The organism is Rothia sp. HMSC061C12, from assembly GCF_001815755.1.
GTDB classification, from domain to species: Bacteria; Actinomycetota; Actinomycetes; order Actinomycetales; family Micrococcaceae; genus Rothia; species Rothia mucilaginosa.
This window is the reverse complement of record NZ_KV821867.1, coordinates 95,495-112,401: the sequence shown is the minus strand read 5'-3', so window position 1 is coordinate 112,401 and position 16,907 is coordinate 95,495. Positions and strand designations below refer to the sequence as shown.

13 protein-coding genes and 1 riboswitch are annotated in these 16,907 nt (G+C 63.4%); all 13 genes read right to left on the bottom strand.

The window, feature by feature from the left end; genetic code table 11:
- Window positions 1-62 precede the first annotated feature (62 nt).
- A complete protein-coding gene (gene trpC / locus HMPREF3055_RS05000; protein WP_070738342.1) occupies window positions 63-878 on the bottom strand; it encodes an indole-3-glycerol phosphate synthase TrpC in 816 nt (271 codons plus the stop codon).
- A gap of 14 nt (window positions 879-892) precedes the next feature.
- Window positions 893-2,503, bottom strand: coding sequence for an anthranilate synthase component I (locus tag HMPREF3055_RS04995; RefSeq protein ID WP_070616439.1), 1,611 nt, complete (start codon window positions 2,501-2,503; stop codon window positions 893-895).
- Window positions 2,504-2,696: 193 nt separating this feature from the next.
- Window positions 2,697-3,173, bottom strand: coding sequence for a 6,7-dimethyl-8-ribityllumazine synthase (gene ribH / locus HMPREF3055_RS04990; protein ID WP_005506244.1), 477 nt, complete (start codon window positions 3,171-3,173; stop codon window positions 2,697-2,699).
- Window positions 3,174-3,240: 67 nt separating this feature from the next.
- A complete protein-coding gene (locus HMPREF3055_RS04985; protein ID WP_070738340.1) occupies window positions 3,241-3,993 on the bottom strand; it encodes a GTP cyclohydrolase II in 753 nt (250 codons plus the stop codon).
- Window positions 3,994-4,001: 8 nt separating this feature from the next.
- Window positions 4,002-5,285, bottom strand: a complete 1,284-nt coding sequence (gene ribB / locus HMPREF3055_RS04980) for a 3,4-dihydroxy-2-butanone-4-phosphate synthase (RefSeq protein WP_070738338.1) — start codon at window positions 5,283-5,285, stop codon at window positions 4,002-4,004.
- A gap of 268 nt (window positions 5,286-5,553) precedes the next feature.
- The gene (gene ribD, locus HMPREF3055_RS04975) at window positions 5,554-6,864 is read right to left on the bottom strand and encodes a bifunctional diaminohydroxyphosphoribosylaminopyrimidine deaminase/5-amino-6-(5-phosphoribosylamino)uracil reductase RibD (protein ID WP_070738336.1); all 1,311 of its coding nucleotides are present in this window, start codon (window positions 6,862-6,864) and stop codon (window positions 5,554-5,556) included.
- Window positions 6,865-7,596 (bottom strand): nicotinamide riboside transporter PnuC, encoded by a 732-nt coding sequence (gene pnuC, locus HMPREF3055_RS04970; protein ID WP_044150500.1) that lies wholly within the window; start codon window positions 7,594-7,596, stop codon window positions 6,865-6,867.
- Window positions 7,597-7,955: 359 nt separating this feature from the next.
- A riboswitch (FMN riboswitch) is annotated at window positions 7,956-8,153 on the bottom strand.
- A gap of 1,178 nt (window positions 8,154-9,331) precedes the next feature.
- Window positions 9,332-10,603, bottom strand: coding sequence for a beta-ketoacyl-ACP synthase II (gene fabF / locus HMPREF3055_RS04965; RefSeq protein WP_044150502.1), 1,272 nt, complete (start codon window positions 10,601-10,603; stop codon window positions 9,332-9,334).
- A 219-nt stretch (window positions 10,604-10,822) separates the two neighbouring features.
- Window positions 10,823-11,065 carry an acyl carrier protein gene (locus tag HMPREF3055_RS04960; protein ID WP_005506250.1) on the bottom strand — a complete coding sequence of 81 codons (243 nt, stop codon included), beginning with the start codon at window positions 11,063-11,065 and terminating at the stop codon, window positions 10,823-10,825.
- A 221-nt stretch (window positions 11,066-11,286) separates the two neighbouring features.
- Window positions 11,287-12,312 (bottom strand): beta-ketoacyl-ACP synthase III, encoded by a 1,026-nt coding sequence (locus HMPREF3055_RS04955; RefSeq protein WP_049341370.1) that lies wholly within the window; start codon window positions 12,310-12,312, stop codon window positions 11,287-11,289.
- Window positions 12,313-12,429: 117 nt separating this feature from the next.
- Window positions 12,430-13,329 carry an ACP S-malonyltransferase gene (locus tag HMPREF3055_RS04950; protein ID WP_070738335.1) on the bottom strand — a complete coding sequence of 300 codons (900 nt, stop codon included), beginning with the start codon at window positions 13,327-13,329 and terminating at the stop codon, window positions 12,430-12,432.
- Window positions 13,330-13,655: 326 nt separating this feature from the next.
- Window positions 13,656-14,777: a tyrosine recombinase XerC gene (locus HMPREF3055_RS04945; RefSeq protein WP_083318012.1), complete on the bottom strand. Its 1,122-nt coding sequence runs from the start codon at window positions 14,775-14,777 to the stop codon at window positions 13,656-13,658.
- 286 nt (window positions 14,778-15,063) lie between these two features.
- The gene (gene dprA, locus HMPREF3055_RS04940) at window positions 15,064-16,827 is read right to left on the bottom strand and encodes a DNA-processing protein DprA (protein WP_246826897.1); all 1,764 of its coding nucleotides are present in this window, start codon (window positions 16,825-16,827) and stop codon (window positions 15,064-15,066) included.
- Window positions 16,828-16,907: the final 80 nt, after the last annotated feature.

The following is a 16,907-nucleotide window of genomic DNA, read 5'->3' as shown; positions in this document are numbered from 1 at the left end:
CTAACCCACGGAAGCCTCACTCCCCCGCGATCGGCGTCCGGCACGCCATCTCTTAGCGACCCCTATCGGGTCACAGGCACCTTGGAGAATTCACGCACGGTACCTTCGGGGTCGCCGGAGCGTACCAGTGCTTCACCGATGAGGACCGCATCGGCACCGGCGCTGGCGTAGGCGCGCACGTCCTCAATGCTGGCGACGCCGGACTCAGCAACCTTAATGACGGAGTTGGGCAGGTGCGCTGCGAGGGATGCGTAGTGCTCGTTATTGACTTCGAGGGTCTTGAGGTTACGCACGTTAATGCCGACGATTTTCGCGCCGATGCGCTGGGCGACCTCGATTTCTTCGGGGGTGTGGGTTTCGACGAGGGCGTTCATGCCGAGCGATTCGGTGAGTTCGAGGAACTCGCGCAGGGTCTGCTCGTCGAGGGCCGCCACAATCAGTAGCACCAGGTCGGCGCCGTGTGCGCGTGCCTCCCAGATCTGGTATTCGTCAACGGTGAAGTCCTTGCGGAGTACGGGGATGTTCACGGCGGCGCGCACAGCGTCCAGGTCGGCGAGGGAGCCGTTGAAGCGGCGCTGTTCGGTGAGTACCGAGATTGCTGCGGAGCCACCTGCTTCGTAGCGTGCGGCGAGCGCGGCGGGGTCGGGGATTTCGCCGAGCGCACCCTTGGACGGTGAGGAGCGCTTCACCTCGGAGATGATGCGTGCGGTCGTGCCGTTGCCGCCGCCGGGTACTTCACCGCGTAGGGAGGCGAGCGCGTCGCGGGCGGGTGCGGCTGCGAGGGCGCGCTTCTTCATTTCTTCGAGGGGAACCTGCTGTACGCGGGCGGCGAGGTCTTCGCGGACGCCGACAATGATCTCGTCGAGAACGGTGCTCATGGTGTCTCCTTGGGTTACTTGGTGGCGTTGACGGCTGCGTCTGCGTCCAGGGGTGCCAGGCCGGAGGCGGTCAGCACAGCGCGCAGCGGGGCGGCGGACTTGTTGACGGTTTCGAGGGTTTCGGAGTCCGGGTTGGAGTCCATGACGAGGCCCGCACCTGCCTGTACGTAGGCGGTGCCTTCCTTGAGTACGGCGGTGCGGATGGCGATTGCCATGTCCATGTTGCCGGCGAAGTCGAAGTAGCCGCATACGCCGCCGTAGACGCCGCGGCGGGTGGGTTCGTATTCGTCGATGAGCTGCATGGCGCGCGGCTTGGGCGCGCCGGAGAGGGTGCCTGCCGGGAAGGCGACGCGTAGCACGTCGTAGGCGCTGAACTGCGGGTCGAGTTCGGCGCTGACGGCGGAGGAAATGTGCATGATGTGGCTGAAACGCTCAATGATCATGAACTGGTCGACAGACACGGTGCCGGGCTTGGCGATGCGTGAGAGGTCGTTGCGTGCCAGGTCGACGAGCATGAGGTGTTCGGAGCGTTCCTTTTCGTCGGCGAGCAGTTCCTCGGCGAGTGCGAGGTCTTCTTCGCGGGTTGCGCCGCGCGGGCGGGAACCGGCGATGGGGTGGGTGCTGGCGATGCCGTCCTTGAGGGTGACGAGCGCCTCCGGGGAGGAGCCGACGATGTGGAAGGGGGTGCCGTTGCTGTCTTCAAAGTTGAAGAGGTACATGTACGGCGAGGGGTTGGACTGGCGCAGTACACGGTACACGTCGAGTGCCTTGGCGTTGGTTTCGGCTTCGAATCGGCGTGAGAGCACAATCTGGAAGACGTCGCCGTCGATGATGTTCTTCTTGGAACGGTCGATGGCGTCCTTGAAGCCCTGTTCGCTCCAGGTGAGGGTGACGTCTTCGCGGACCTTACGGTCAATGTCCGCCACGCCGGAGAGAGTGGAGGTGGTTGCGGTGGCGCCGCGCTGCAGGCGGCGGAGCATGCTGTGCAAACGCGCGACGGCGTCCTCGTAGGCGCCGTCAACGTTTTCGCTAGTGCCGTTGAAGTTGATGGCGTTGGCGACGAGCAGGACGGTGCCGTCCTTGTTGTCGTGGATTGCCATGTCGGAGACCATGTTGAGCGCGAATTCGGGCAGGTTCACGTCGTCGGCGGGCGGGAAGGGCAGGTGCTCCCAGTGGCGTACGACGTCCCAGCCGAGGTATCCGACCAGGCCGGAGGTGAGCGGCGGCAGGGTCGGGTCGGGTTCGGTGTAGAGCATCTGCAGGGTCTTTGCGATGGCCTCTACGGGATCGCCGTCGACGGGTGCGCCGGCGGGGGTGCGTCCCTGCCAGTGGACTGCGCCGTCAACGGTGGTGAGGGTCGAGCGGGAGGATGCGCCGATGAAGGAGTAGCGGTCCCAGGCTGCGGATTCGCCTTCTGCGGAGATTTTGGCGGATTCGAGCAGGAAGGTGCCGTGGGCTGCTTCGACGGGTTCACCCTGGTCGTTTTGGAGTACGAGGGATCGGTAGATGCCGATGGGGGTGAGTGAGTCGGCGAGGATTTTGATGTGTACGGGAATGACGCGGGTGCCGGCTGCGCGGGCGCGGAATTCTTCGAGGCTGGGGGTGATGGTGCCCAAATCCTGCATTGCTGTACTCCTTGGTGTTGGGTTGGGAGCGCGTCTGTGCGCTATCACCTGAGCGCGCTGTGGCGCTGCGGCTCAGCATACTGAGGCTCTAGTGCCGCGCGTTGTTTCAGTTTAACCGGTGCTGCGGCCCAGTTCCACGGTGAAGATTCAATAGTTCTCTTCGTGAAACTGAGCCGCGTACCGTTCAGCCGTGTTAGTTGCTGAACTGCTTGAGGGTTGCTGCGGTCTGCAGTGCCGCTGCGGTCGCCTCGTAGCCCTTGTCTTCGTTAGAGCCTTCCAGGCCTGCACGGTCGAGTGCCTGCTGCTCGTTGTCGCAGGTGAGCACGCCGAAGCCGATGGGGCGGCCGGTCAGCACGGACACGTCGGTCAGGCCGTTGGTTGCGCCCTGGCAGACGTAGTCGAAGTGGGGGGTGCCGCCGCGGATGACCACACCGAGCGCGACGATTGCGTCGAACTTCTCTGCGAGGCGGGTTGCTGCGACGGGCAACTCGAAGGTGCCGGGTACGCGCACGAGGGTCGGCTCGATACCTGCGTCGCGTGCTGCACGCTGTGCGCCATCGATGAGGCCATCCATGACCTGGGTGTGCCAGCTTGCCGCTACGATTGCGAGCTTGAAGCCCTTGTAATCTTCGGGGTTGAGGGTGGTGTCTGCTGCGCCTACGCCGCTCATAGTGTTCTCCTTGTGGGTTTTGGGTTTTGAAAAGTTTAGTGTGCCGGGATTGTTTGCCGGGGTTCCGCTACGCGCTTTTGAGCACGTGGCGCATACGCTCACGCTTGGTCTGCAGGTAGTGGGCGTTCTCAACGCGGGCGGGAATTTCGTCCGGGATGAGCTCGGTAACCTGCAGGCCGAGGCTTTCGAGCGCCTCCTGCTTGGCGGGGTTATTGGTCACGAGCCTCAGCTCATGCACGCCGAGCTCCTGCAGGATCAGTGCCGCCTGCGAGTAGTCACGCATGTCGCCGTCCAGGCCGAGCGCCAGGTTCGCATCGAGGGTGTCGAGACCGGCATCCTGCAGCGCATAGGCGCGGAGCTTATTCACCAGGCCGATGCCGCGTCCTTCGTGGTTGCGCACGTAGATGAGGTACCCGCCGGTGCGGCTGAGGATGCGCAGGCCGTTCTCCAGCTGGGGGCCGCAATCGCATCGGAAGGAACCGAAAATGTCGCCGGTGGCGCATTCGGAGTGGATGCGTACCGCGGGCGCTCCCCCGTCCTCGGTGGGTACGGGGGTGCCGTCACGGTCGAGGGCGCGGGCACTGATGTGCTCGGCGCCGTCTGCGAATCGCCAGGCGCGCAGGCCGAACACACCCTGCGGGGTGGGTACGGCGACCTCTTCGGTGCTTTCGACCAGCAGCGGGCTGGGGTTGGGCACCATGTCGAGGGGGCTGACTCGGTAGCCTTCAGCTAGCTCGGAGGCGATGTGCAGGGATTCGGCGCTGAGCTCTTCAGCCTGCGCCTCAACCGGCTCTGCGGGGGTGTTAGGGGTTTCGCTCATGCGTTCTCCTATGCCGCCTCGGCTACGTACTTGATGAGGTCTTCGATAGAGATCATAGGCAGGTTGTGCTCGGTTGCGAAGGCGCGCAGGGCATCAAAACGCATCATGGAGCCGTCGTCGTGCACGACCTCGGCGATAACGCCCACGCCGGACAGGCCCGCCGCGAGGGAGAGTTCCACTGCGGCTTCGGTGTGGCCGGGGCGCTCCGCCACGCCGCCGTCAACGGCGCGCAGCGGGAAGATGTGGCCGGGGCGGGTAATATCCGCCGGGGTGGAGGATGCGTCCGCGAGGATCTGCACGGTGCGTGCGCGGTCCGCCGCGGAAATGCCGGTGCTCACGCTGGAGGCCGCATCGCAGGAGACGGTGTAGGCGGTGCCCTTGGGGTCCTCGTTGTTGGTGACCATGGGCGGCAGGTTCATCTCGTCGGCACGCTTGTTGCTCATGGGCGCGCACACGACGCCGGAGGTGTAGCGAATCATGAAGCCCATCAGCTCGGGGGTTGCGTGCTCGGCAGCGAAGATGATGTCACCTTCGTTTTCGCGGTCCTCATCGTCAACGACGACTACGGCGCGACCGGCGGCGATAGCGTCCACCGCGGTCTGCACGCTGTCGAGAACGCTTGCGGCGTCGGCGCGGCGGGGTGCAACCTGCTCAGAAGCAGTCTGCGGCACGCCAGCAAACGCGGTCAGGCGCTGCACGTACTTAGCGAGCGCATCGGTCTCAAGGTTCACGCTGTCGCCGACCTTGAGCGCGCCGAGGTTGGTTGCCTTCAGGGTTTCGGGAATCAGACCGACCTCGAACCATGCGGGGGTAACACCGGGCTCAGAAACGGCGGTGACGGTCAGGGACACGCCAGAAACAGCGATGGAGCCCTTCTCCGCGAGCAGGGGTGCCAGCTCGGCGGGCAGGTTGAAACGCAGGGTGCTCCACGCCTCGTGCGCGGTGACGGATGCGAGGGTGCCCACCGCATCCACGTGGCCCTGCACGACGTGACCGTCGAGGCGGCCACCGGCGGGCAGGCAGCGCTCCAGGTTGACGGTGTCGCCGGGGTTCAGGTTGCCGAGGTTGGTGCGGCGCAGAGTCTCACCCATCGCGTAGGCGCGGAACTGGCCGGGCTGCAACTGGTCGAGGTCGATAGCGGTGAGGCATACACCGTTGACGGAGAGGGATCCACCGTGTTCGAGGTCGGCGACGATGTCTCCGGCGTTGAGGGTCAGGTAGGCTGCGTCGCTACCTTCGATGGGGGTGATGGATTCTACGGTGCCGAGGGCGCCAATGATTCCGGTAAACATGTGTGCTTTCCTTTTCTCGCCGTGTCCGCCGGGGCGTCGTCGTTGAGGGCGACGGGCGGCGATGGTTTGTTCGTCGGTATAACTATACGTATTTTTCGAATATTCCCCGTGACGGGGAGCTTTTGTGCCAGCATGCGAACCAGCCGACACAAACTAGCCGGGCGCCGGCGGGGGGGGTTCCTTGAGGTGCTACTCCCCCGCCCGCGCTCAGCCGAAGGGAGACTAGCCCAAGCGGAGGCTAGTCCAGCCGCGACTAGTCCAGCCTCGGCTAATCTAATCTCGGTTCGGGCGCGTGGCAGGCGTCCAGCTTCGGCAGGGTACGCCGCTGCCCAGGGTCCTGCGCCGTTCCGCGAGGTGCCGGTACCAGGTGCGTTGCGGTGTCATTGCCGAGCACGCGCACCGCCGGGAACATGCCCAGGTCGTCCAGTTGCAGGCGCGGTGCCTGCGCGAGGGTGTCCACGAGCAGACGGTACACGGCGCTCTTGCCCTGCCCCATGATCATGGGGGCGCGGTACCAGACCATCTCGTCGATGAGGTCTTCACCGGCGAAGAGGCCGACCATGCCGGGTCCGCCCTCAATCATGAGGTGCCGCACCCCGCGGGCGTACAGCTCATCGAGCAGTTCGCGCGGGTCGTGGGTGAAGACCTGCAGGAAGTTCTGCGGGTCTGCCTCCACACCTTCGGGCGGGTTGAGGCCGCGCACGCGGTAGTTCTCGGTAATCTCGGTTTTACCCATGACCACGCGCAACGGCTGCTTCTCGAAGCGTTCCCCGTTGGCGTCGCGCGCATCCAGGGTCGGGTCGTCCATGAGGGTGGTTCGGGTGCCGATCATGACGGCGTCGGCGCGGTGACGAATCAGGTGCCCGTCAATGCGCGCGGCGGGGCCGGTAATCCACTTGCTCGTGCCGTCAGCAGCCGCGATGAACCCGTCCAGGGTGGAGGCGCTCTTTGCGGTAATGAAGGGGCGGCGTTCGGCGGCGGCAATGAACCAGCGCTCGTTCAGCAGGTAGGATGCGTTCGCGAACTCCTCCATGGCGTGCACGGTGACGCCCTGCGAGCGCAGGTAGGCGGCGCCTCCGGCGGCGTTTTCGGTGTCGTCGCTATAGGCGTAGTAGAGTTCGCTGATGCCCGCCTCGGCGACGGCGTGGGAGCAGGGGCCGGTGCGTCCGGTATGGTTGCAGGGCTCGAGGCTCACGTACATGCGGGCGCCGGTGAGGTCGGTTCCCGCGGCTCGGGCGGCGGCGAGGGCGTCGGCTTCGGCGTGCGGGGTGCCTGCGCCTCGGTGGTAGCCCACATGTAGCAGGTGCCCGTGCGCGTCAGTGATGACGGCGCCGACGAGGGGGTTCGCGCCGCGGATACCCTGGAGTGCCGCCTGCAGCGCCAGGGTCATGGCCTCTGCGTGGCTGAGCTCCTGCTCGGGGTCGGGCAGCTGGAGGGTGCGTGCGGCGGGCAGACCGGCGAGGTGACCGTACTCCGCGGCGGAGTAGTCCACATCGTTGCGCGGCGAAGATACGCTCGGGGCGACGGTTGCGGGCAGGTGCGCGCTCGCCAGCACCTGCAGCGAGGGGTTCTGCGGCATTTATGCACGACCCTTCTTCACATCGGTTACCTCAACGGTCACGTCGGGGAACTGGGTCTGTACCCGAGTCTTCTGCGCCTCCAGGTTGCGGGTGCGCCACCAGACGAAGAAGCCGACCAGGGTGAAGCATCCGTAGAACACGTACATGAAGGAGGTTGCGTAGTAGCCTGCGCTCCACAGCAGCGGCACGCCGACCAGGTCGACGGCAACCCAGATGAGCCAGAATTCAACCCAGCCGCGCGCCATGCCGTAGGTGGCGAGCAGCGAGCCGGTGAAGATCCAGGCGTCGGACCAGACGGGTTCGTAGGAGCCGAGGGCGCGGAAGATGGGGGTGAGCAACAGGGTGCCTGCAACCATAGCGACGACCAGGCCTGCGCGTTCAGTGTTAGTAGCCCACTTGGGGATCACCGCGGCACCTTCGGAGGCGTCACCACCGGCGGCGCGGGTGGCGCGCCAACGGTGCCAGCCCCAGATAGAAACAGCAATGAACATGATTTGGCGGCCTGCCTGGCCGAGCATGGTCACGGGGTGCGGGCTGCCAACGAGGGCGCCCAGGAAGACGGTGAGGAGCAGCAGGTTGCCGAGAATGCCGACGGGCCACGCCCATACTTTGCGTCGCATGCCGCCGAGCGCCGATGCTAGGCCGAATGCGTTTCCGAGAACTTCGCGCACGAGGAGGGACTGGTCCCCCACGTGAATTTGTGCGTCGAAGAGCCACCGCAAAATGTCCATGTTTCTTTCCTCTCTGAGTTGGACCGTGTGTCGGATGCGCTGGGTGCGCATCTGCGGCGGCTCCGGGGAGAGGAACAGAAAAGGGCGGCTACCGCGGGCATCTTATGGGGTGCCCGATTTATGGGATGGCCGGTATCCGTGGTGAGGCGGGAGCGGCGATTCAGCCAACCGTGGCTGAAAACCGTGGCTGAAATCAGAGACTGCGATCGAGGGGAATAACGTACCGGCACCTACGAAAGGTGCCTCTCCCCTGCTACACAGAAAGCTGATGCTCTCTGAAACAACTGCGTTGGGTGCGCGATGCAAGCTGTCCCAAGGTTTCTCGGGCGGCTCGACAGAGTGCGCTCCTGCCTTTTTCTGCTCGTGCTACCTTCCATCCAGACTGTACTGTCGGCACCGGATTTTCACCGGTTCGGCCTCTCTTGCGGGCGGGCTTCTCTAGCGGAGTCTTGCATCCTGTGCGGATGCGAAGATTCGTACGATTTTTGCCTGCCTGCGAGAGTGGTTCGCGGGCTGTGACCGCCGGTTCGGAATTTCACCGACCCCGGAGCACGATGTTGATACTGATTATGCCACAGCGCACGCAGGGGGTTTAATTTGTTTTCTCTGGGATAACTTCCGTGACAAGATGACGTTTTATGACTGTACTCTCAGCGCGCCTTCAAGACCCTCTCAACAAGCCCTCGCGGTAGTCACTTGCGGGACCGTTTTGGAACCCGATTCTTCAAGTTTTCGGGGATGATTTATCACGGTTTCATAACGGTGGAGAGCACCAAACAGACCAAAGAGTTATGAGGACCTTCTGAGGGGTTACCCAGAACACATTGAACACCCGTCAATACCTTTATGACAAGGAATTATAACAATAAGGTTAAATTATTGGTTTAAGGTTTACTCCAGGGGTGATTTAAGGTTATTCTTATCTACAGGAGCTCCCATCACCGATAAACCGGTTCCGTTGAGAGCGACATGATTCGGACCATCCGAGCACTCACATCAAACCCTTAAGCTTCTGCCATTTGAAGCTGGAAGACTACTCCGTGGACTGCATTCTTTGGATAGTTTTCGACGCAGCATCTGCGCGCACTAAACTGCGCGGTTTATGCGGCACACGATGCTGAGGTGCTTCACCATCGGGAGGCAACCACACCGAATTGTTTTTCTCAACGGAACCGGCGTGGGAGCTCTTCCGAATAAACTTCCGGAAGAACGCGTAACATGCGCCTTTGTACACCTATACAGGGGGCGTTGTGCGTATCGAACGGTCATAAGCTCCCGTTCTTCTGTCGTCGCCTACCGTGGTGCGCGATGGGGGTTACGGGAACCTTGCGGGATGGTTGATCCCGCGCGCTCTGCATTGTCTTGTGGAGTGTGGTGTGTTTGGGTGGCGTATTCGCAGTGCCGGAGCGAATACGCCACCCGTTTTTAACGTGAGGGCGTACCGGACACGCGAAGCGGGGGCTCCGTCCTCGAAGCGCCCCCCAGGCGCTGAAGAGGGGGCACTCCCCCGCTTCGTGTGTTCTGGTCGTCTTCTCAAAACAACTAACCCACGGAAACAGGGTCGCCCGCGATAGCTAACTATCACAGGCGACCCTGTACGTATCAAAATCGGTGAGGGCGCGGTCGGGAATGCGTGGCGGGGGCTCCGTCCTCAAGGCGCCCCAGCGCCGCAGAGGGGGCACTCCCCCGCAAGCATTGTCCGACGTGCCCTTCCTATGAGGCTGTCGAAGAGTTTTTAGCCCTCTACGGAGCGGAATGCTACAACTGCGTTGTGGCCGCCGAAACCGAAGGAGTTCGACAGTGCCACAATCTCACCGGCGGGCAGCTCACGTGCCTCGGTCACCACATCCAGGTCAATCTGGGGGTCCTTGTTGTCCAGGTTGATGGTGCAGGGTGCGGTGCGGTGGTGCAGAGCCAGTACGGTAAGTACGGCTTCGAGTGCGCCCGCGCCGCCGAGCAGGTGGCCGGTCATGGACTTGGTTGCGGAGACGGCAATGTTCTTGGTGTGCTCGCCGAAGGTTTCGTGCATTGCGGTTGCTTCGGGCAGGTCACCGGCGGGGGTGCTGGTGGCGTGCGCGTTGATGTGCACGACGGTCTTCGGGTCGATGTTGCCGTCTTCGAGGGCTTCGCGCAGTGCGCGGGTTGCGCCGAGTGCTGCGGGGTCCGGTGCGGTGATGTGGTAGGAGTCGGCGGATACGCCGGTGCCTGCCAGTTCCGCGTAGACGCGTGCGCCGCGTGCCTTGGCGTGCTCTTCGGATTCGAGGATGAGGGCTGCTGCGCCTTCACCCATGACGAAGCCGTCGCGGTCGACGTCGTAGGGGCGGGATGCCTTTTCGGGTTCGTCGTTGCGGGAGGAGAGTGCCTGCATCTTGGCGAATGCTGCCATGGGAAGCGGGTGGATTGCTGCTTCGGCACCGCCGACGATGACGACGTCTGCCTTGCCGCTGCGGATCATTTCAGCACCGAGCTGCATGGCTTCGGTGGAGGATGCGCATGCGGAGACGACGGTCTGTGCTGCGGCGCGTGCCTTGAGGTTCATGGAGACGGCTGCTGCGTTGCCGTTGGGCATGAGCATGGGAACGGTCATAGGGAGGACGCGGCGGGGGCCCTTTTCGCGGAGGGTGTCCCATGCGTCGAGAAGGGTCCACACGCCGCCGATACCGGTGCCGAAGGCTACGCCGGTGCGTTCGGGGTCGACTTCTTCTGCGGATTCGGCGTCGGGGCCGGAGAATCCTGCGTCTTCCCATGCTTCGCGTGCGGCGATGAGGGCGAGCTGGCCCGAGGGATCCAGGCGCTTTGCTTCTACCTTGGTGAGGCGGCCGGATTCGAGGGCGGGCACAGCGAGCTGGCCTGCAATGTATACGGGCAGGTCGTATTCCTTGACCCAGGGGTGGTCGAGGGTGGATACACCAGATACGCCCTTGGTTGCGTTTTCCCAGGTGGTGGGGACGTCGCCGCCAATGGGGGTGGTCGCGCCGAGGCCGGTCACCAGCACTTTTCGAGACATTGTGGCACTTTCTCTTCGGTGGTCGATTTGGTGGTTTATCCGGTGGTGTGTGGATAAAAACCTGTTGGACCCGGGGTTTACAGTGGGCGTTTTCACGCCGTGGAGAGTGCAGTCATCGCACCCTGTGTGTTCCCGGGGGTATGTTGGATTGAAAGCTGAGTGAATAGCGATGCGGCGCGGGCCGGTGAGAGCCCGCGCCGCCTCGTTATTGGTTATAGCTTAGGCAGCGTTCGCGATGAACTCGACTGCGTCGCCAACGGTCTTGAGGTTCTGGACCTCTTCGTCCGGGATGGTCACCTCGAACTTCTCCTCAGCGTTCACGACGATGGTCATCATCGAGATGGAGTCGATGTCCAGGTCCTCGGTGAAGGACTTGTCCAGCTGAACGTCCTCAACCTCAACGCCGGTCTCTTCGTTAACGATCTCTGCCAGACCTGCGAGGATCTCTTCCTTGTTAGCCATTCAGGGGCTCCTTTGTTTTTTCGATGGTCATCGCACCCGCCGGGTGGGGGTACGCGTGCATTACCGAGTTTATCGTGTCTGCGTGGTGTACGCATGCGTCAACTCGGAGTTTGTGGGGATGCTTTCCCGCTTTCTTTTCTTTCTCGCGCACCGGCGCTGTGCCGGTCGTGAGGGGCGGTGAGCATCGGGCTCTGGTGGTTTTCCTTAGGGAGGGGTTTTCCTTAGGGAAGGACGACTACCTGAGCTGCGAATGCCAGGCCGGCACCGAAACCAATCTGCAGGGCGAACTTGCCGGAGAGTTCCGGGTTCTCCTTGAGCAGGCGGTGTGCGGCGAGGGGAACCGATGCGGCGGAGGTGTTACCGGCATCAACGATGTCGCGTGCCACTGCCACCGTGTCGGGAAGTTTGAGGGTCTTGACCATCTGGTCAATGATGCGGGCGTTTGCCTGGTGCGGGATGAGTGCGCCGAGCTCGTCGGGGGTGATGCCGGCAGTTTCGAGTGCCTGCTTGGCGACCTTTGCCATTTCCCATACTGCCCAGCGGAAGACGGAGGGGCCGTCCTGGCGCAGGGTGGGCCAAATCTTTTCGCCTTCCTGCACGGGGTTTGCTACGAAGTCGCGGTTGCGGATATCCAACAGGGAGTGAGTCATACCCACAGTACCCCAACGGGAGCCGTCCGAACCCCACACAGTCGGTGCGATACCCGGCTCGTCGGAGACGCCTACAACTGCTGCGCCTGCGCCGTCGCCGAGCAGGAAGGAGATGGTGCGTTCGGTGTTGTCGATGAAGTCAGAGAGCTTCTCAACGCCGATGACCAGCACGTGCTTTGCGGTGCCCGCGCGGACGAGGGCGTCTGCCTGGGCGATGCCGTAGCAGAAACCTGCACACGCTGCGGAGATGTCGTATGCGGGGCATTTGGAGCCGATTGCGTCAGCGACCAGGGTTGCCAGGGAGGGGGTTGCGTAGGGGTGCGAGATGGTCGAGATGATGACCGCCTCAATGTCCTCACCGGCTACACCGGATGCTGCCAGGGCGTCCTTGGCGGCACCGATGGCGAGGTCGGCTACCGACTGGTTTTCGCTGGCGCGATGGCGGGTTGCGATGCCGGTGCGCTGCTTGATCCACTCGTCGGAGGAGTCGATTGCCTCAACGATGTCATCGTTGGGGACGATGACCTCACCGCGGGCTGCGCCGTAACCGAGGATGCGGGAGTAGCGGTTGATTTCGTACTGCTTGAGGGTAGTCACGTATTCAATCCTTAGTGCTGATGCTCGCAAGACACTGTGTGCCTCGCATGTCTAAAGTGCATGTCTAGTGTGAAGGGTTCCTAGCGCGGGGAGGGCTGGGTGCTCTCCCCCCGGCGTTTAGCCCTTCAGCGAGGCGAGGTCCTCGGGAGTGTTGATGGAGGTGCCGGGCACGCCGCGCATCGCGCGCTTTGCCAGGCCGACCAGGGTGCCTGCGGGGGCGACCTCGATAATGCCGGCGACCTCACGCTCAAGCAGGGTTGCCATGCACAGGTCCCAGCGGACGGGGCTGGTCACCTGGGAGACGAGGGTCTTGACGAACTCTTCACCGGATGCCACGGCGGAACCGTCGCGGTTGGTCAGCAGTGCGGAGGTCGGGTCGGAGACCTGCAGGGATGCGGCGAACTCTTCCAGTGCGGGCACGGCGGGTGCCATTGCCTCGGTGTGGAATGCGCCGGCGACCTTCAGGGGGATAACGCGAGCGCGTGCGGGCGGGTTCGCGGCGAATGCTTCGATGGAGGGGATGGGGCCTGCGGCTACAATCTGGCCGCCGCCGTTGGAGTTTGCTGCGACGAGGCCTGCTGCGTCGATGGCTTCGCGGACGTTTTCTTCAACGCCGCCGAGTACTGCAGCCATGCCGGTCGGGGAGGCGGCTGCCGCCTCCGCCATGCCGTTAGCACGCACGCGCACGAAACGCATTGCGTCTTCGTCGCTGAGTACGCCCGCGAGGGCTGCTGCGGTGATTTCGCCGACGGAGTGACCCGCGAAGATGAGTTCTTCACCGTCGAGTTCGCGCAGTGCGAGTCGACCGGTGACGATGCCTGCAGCCACGATGAGGGGCTGGGCGATTGCGGTGTCCTTGATGGTTTCTTCTTCGGCTTCGGTGCCGTAGTGAATCAGGTCGATGCCTGCCGCTTCGGAGAGTCGTTCCAGGTGCTCACGCACACCTTCAATCTCGAGCCAGGGGCTCAGGAAGCCCTTCTTCTGGGAGCCCTGTCCGGGGCAAACGAGTGCGCGCATGCGGTGCGACCTTTCTGGTTTTTAGTACTCGTACGCGGTGCCTCCGTAGAGACGGAGACCACGGCTAGTCTGTTACCTATGCTACCTTGTTCAGCCGCCCTGTATAAACATCGCAGTGCAGAAATTCGGGGCGCACTGAGAGCTGAGACAGTGGTTGAACAGTGTATAGCTTAGAACGATTTCCCCCATTCGTACAGTTCAGCCACTCAAGGTTCAAATAGAGAGACATTAGACGGCGGCGCTCAGCGCACTATTCAAAGCACAGTACAACACAGCCCAGCACACTCCTCCGCATCGGTGCGCGCCCCCTTAGAGGCGCGAACACCCTATGCTCGCGGATGCGCCCGCGCGTACGTCTCCGCCAGACGCTTCATCGACACGTGCGTGTAAATCTGCGTGGTCGCCAACGACGAATGCCCCAGCAGCTCCTGCACCGAACGAATATCGGCACCACCATCCACCAGGTGAGTCGCCGCCGAATGACGCAAAACGTGCGCACCCGACGCCTGAGTATTCTCCACCGTGCGCAGCAGGCGGGTCAGGTCCTCACGAATCTGACGGGCATTCGCACGCCTACCGCGAGGACCAATAAACAGCGCCGTCACGCCCTGCGCGCCTTCCGGAATCCACTGCGGACGACCATACGACACCCAACGATTCAACGCCTTGAGCGCCGGGGTACCCAGCGGCACCACGCGCTCCTTATTGCCCTTACCCAGCACGCGCACCGTCTTATTCGCCCGGTCCACGCTCTGCAAATCCAGGCCGGTCAGCTCAGAAATACGCATGCCCGAGGCGTACAGCACCTCAACCACAGCTTCGAGGCGCAGCAGGCGCGCATCGCGAGGATCCTGCGCCCGACGCTCCTGCAGGGTCGCCAGCAGCTGGTTCATCTGCTCGCGACTCAGCACCGGCGGCAGGTGATTCTCCCGCTTGGGGGTGCGCATACCGCGCGTGGGGTTGGCGTGCACCAGCTCCTCCTCCTGAGCCCAGGTGAAGAACGTGCGCAGGGTCGAACCGCGGCGCGCCACCGTAGAACGAGCCGCCTGCCGCAGATGTAGCGAACCCAACCATTCACGAATCAGGGACGCATCAATGCTGTCCAGGTGCCGCACACCGCGGCGCGCCATATAGCCGAAGAAGCCCTCCAAATCGGAAATATAGGAGCGGATTGTCTCTTCGGACCGGTGCTTCTCATAGCGCAGAAAACGCTCAAAACGGTCCAGGATGGGGCGAAACACCTCGCCGGAAACGCCCAGCGCCGATTCGGGCAGTGCAGAGCCGGGTAGGGCTGAGTCCAGGCTTTCGCCGTGAGTCTGGGGATGATCGGCGGCAAGGCTGCGGGTATAGGTCACCGGCAGGGTCGTGGAGGGAGCCTCGTCCCGGTACTCCTCGCGGTTCTCGTTCCGGTTTTCTGTTCGGTTTTCGTGCTGGCGGGCGGCGGTCATACGTCCCTCCTTTCGGGTTTCTGGTTCCTGGCTCTGGCGGCGTTGATGCTTCTCGACGTTGTATTTCTGCCCCCGGCGTATCTGCTGATAGCGTGGCGGCGGGGTAGGCTCCGCGCCAGTACGCGCAAGCCTACCCCAATTGTAGAGAGGTTCCACGCTCTCCACGTGCTGCCTTACTATGACCGGCCGTCCCGTCATGCCCGACCGCCGCAACCCGCTACTGCCGGGATGTTCACTACGGGCGTTCAGCCGGGGCGTTCACTACGGGCGTTCAGCGGGGGCTCTTCTACGCAGCGACAGCCGGGCGGACCTTCCGCCAGCTCGTTCCACTGCTCTCCGCCAGACCGCAACGACCCAGGTGGAACAGGTCAGCCATCACGTCGCGAGCGCTCAACCCGAGGGCTGCGGCAATCTCGTCCACGCCGCGGTAGGAGCGCGGGCTCAAATCATCCCAGACCCTACCCTGTCGTTCGGTCAGCTCGTCCAGCGCGCTGGAGGAGGCAGCCTGATCCCATTCGCTCTCGTGCTCGGTGCCCAGCTCAAACCCTGCGGCGGCATCGTACTCGAGGATGTCGGCGGCCTCGGTGAGTGTTTGCGCTAGTCCATCGCGCAACAGACGGTTCGTGCCCACCGAGTTCGGCGAATTAATCTGCCCCGGAACCGCCCAGAGGGTACGCCCAATCTCCATCGCGTGACGAGCCGTGTTCAGGGCACCGGAACGCCAGCGCGCCTCCACCACAATGGTGTGCCGCGCCAACGCCGCAATCAGGCGGTTACGCTCCAGAAAACGCCAACGTGTGGGGGTGTTGCCCACGCTCACCTCGCTCATGATGAGCCCGCGGTCAACAATCATGTTCAGCGCATCCGAGTTCTGTGCCGGGTACAGCCGGTCCAGCCCACCCGCCATGAAGGCGATGGTCGGCAGGTCACTACCCTGCTGGGTCAGCGCCGCCCGATGCGCCGCAATATCGATGCCCATCGCACCGCCAGAAATCACCGTGTACCCGCGGCGCGCCAGCTCAGCGGCGAGGTGGGTCGTCGCCTCTGTACCGTAGATACTCGGGTCGCGCGAACCAACCAGCGCCACGCTCGGGGCAGAGGACAAATCCAGCAGGTGCCGCGAATCGCCTCGACACCACAGCCCGTACGGTCGGTCGGGTCCCAAATCGTTCAGCTGCGGCGGCCACAGCGGATCGGCGGGAGTGACCAGCCACGCCCCGCAGGTTGCCGCCATGTGCGCCTCCACGTTCAGGGTGCGTTCCATGCGGCGGTTCCAACGCAGACGGCGGGTCGCGAGCGCCTTGCCGAACTTATCGCGGCTCATCTGATGCTCACCCGGCGTGTAGTAGCCATTCGCGCTACAGAACAGGGCGGACTCTCCCTCGGCGGGTGCGCCCACCGAGTGCAGAAAATCGCTGAGCTGCGTATCAGGTTCGCCGTGCTCCCAGGTGTGCTCATCGGGGATGTGCCCGGTCAGCAGGTAGTGCAGGGTCAGCGGCGCACCCAGGGTTGCGAGGGATTCGACCACGAGCTCATCGGCGGGTTCGGCGTAGCGCATCAGCTGGGCGGTGCAGCAGCGGATGTACTCGCGGCACGCCGCCTCAAGCTCCTGCGCGCTGAGGGCGGGGTTGAACAGGGGCGCAGGATTGAGAAGGGGTACTGAATTGAGCAGGGGCGCGAGGTCAGAACTGCTGGAGGCTGTGCCCACCGAAGCCTCGGGGTGCACACCCTGTGGCACCTCGCTCTGTAGCCACTCCCCCGGTTGTTGCTCTCCTGGCTGTTTCTCCTGGCTCAGGTCCTGCAGGTTCATCTCTTCCAAGTACACAGGGTTATCTAAGTACACCGGGTTCAGGCAGGAAGCGAGGAACCCCGGCAACCGCGCCGCGTTGTACGGGCTCGGCGAGGGTTCCTGCCCCAGCGACAGAATATGCGCCACCCTCTCACGCACCAGGGCGTGCGCATCCAGGGTGCGGCCTGGCAGGCGGATCTGCAGTTCCTCCTGCACAAAATCCTCCGCCGCGCGCTCTTCTGGCACATGCTCTTCAGGCACGCTCACTTCTGGCACATGCTCTTCAGGCGCTGTTTCTCTCAGCCCATTTTCTTTCAATTCGGCCTCTTCAGCTCGTTTTC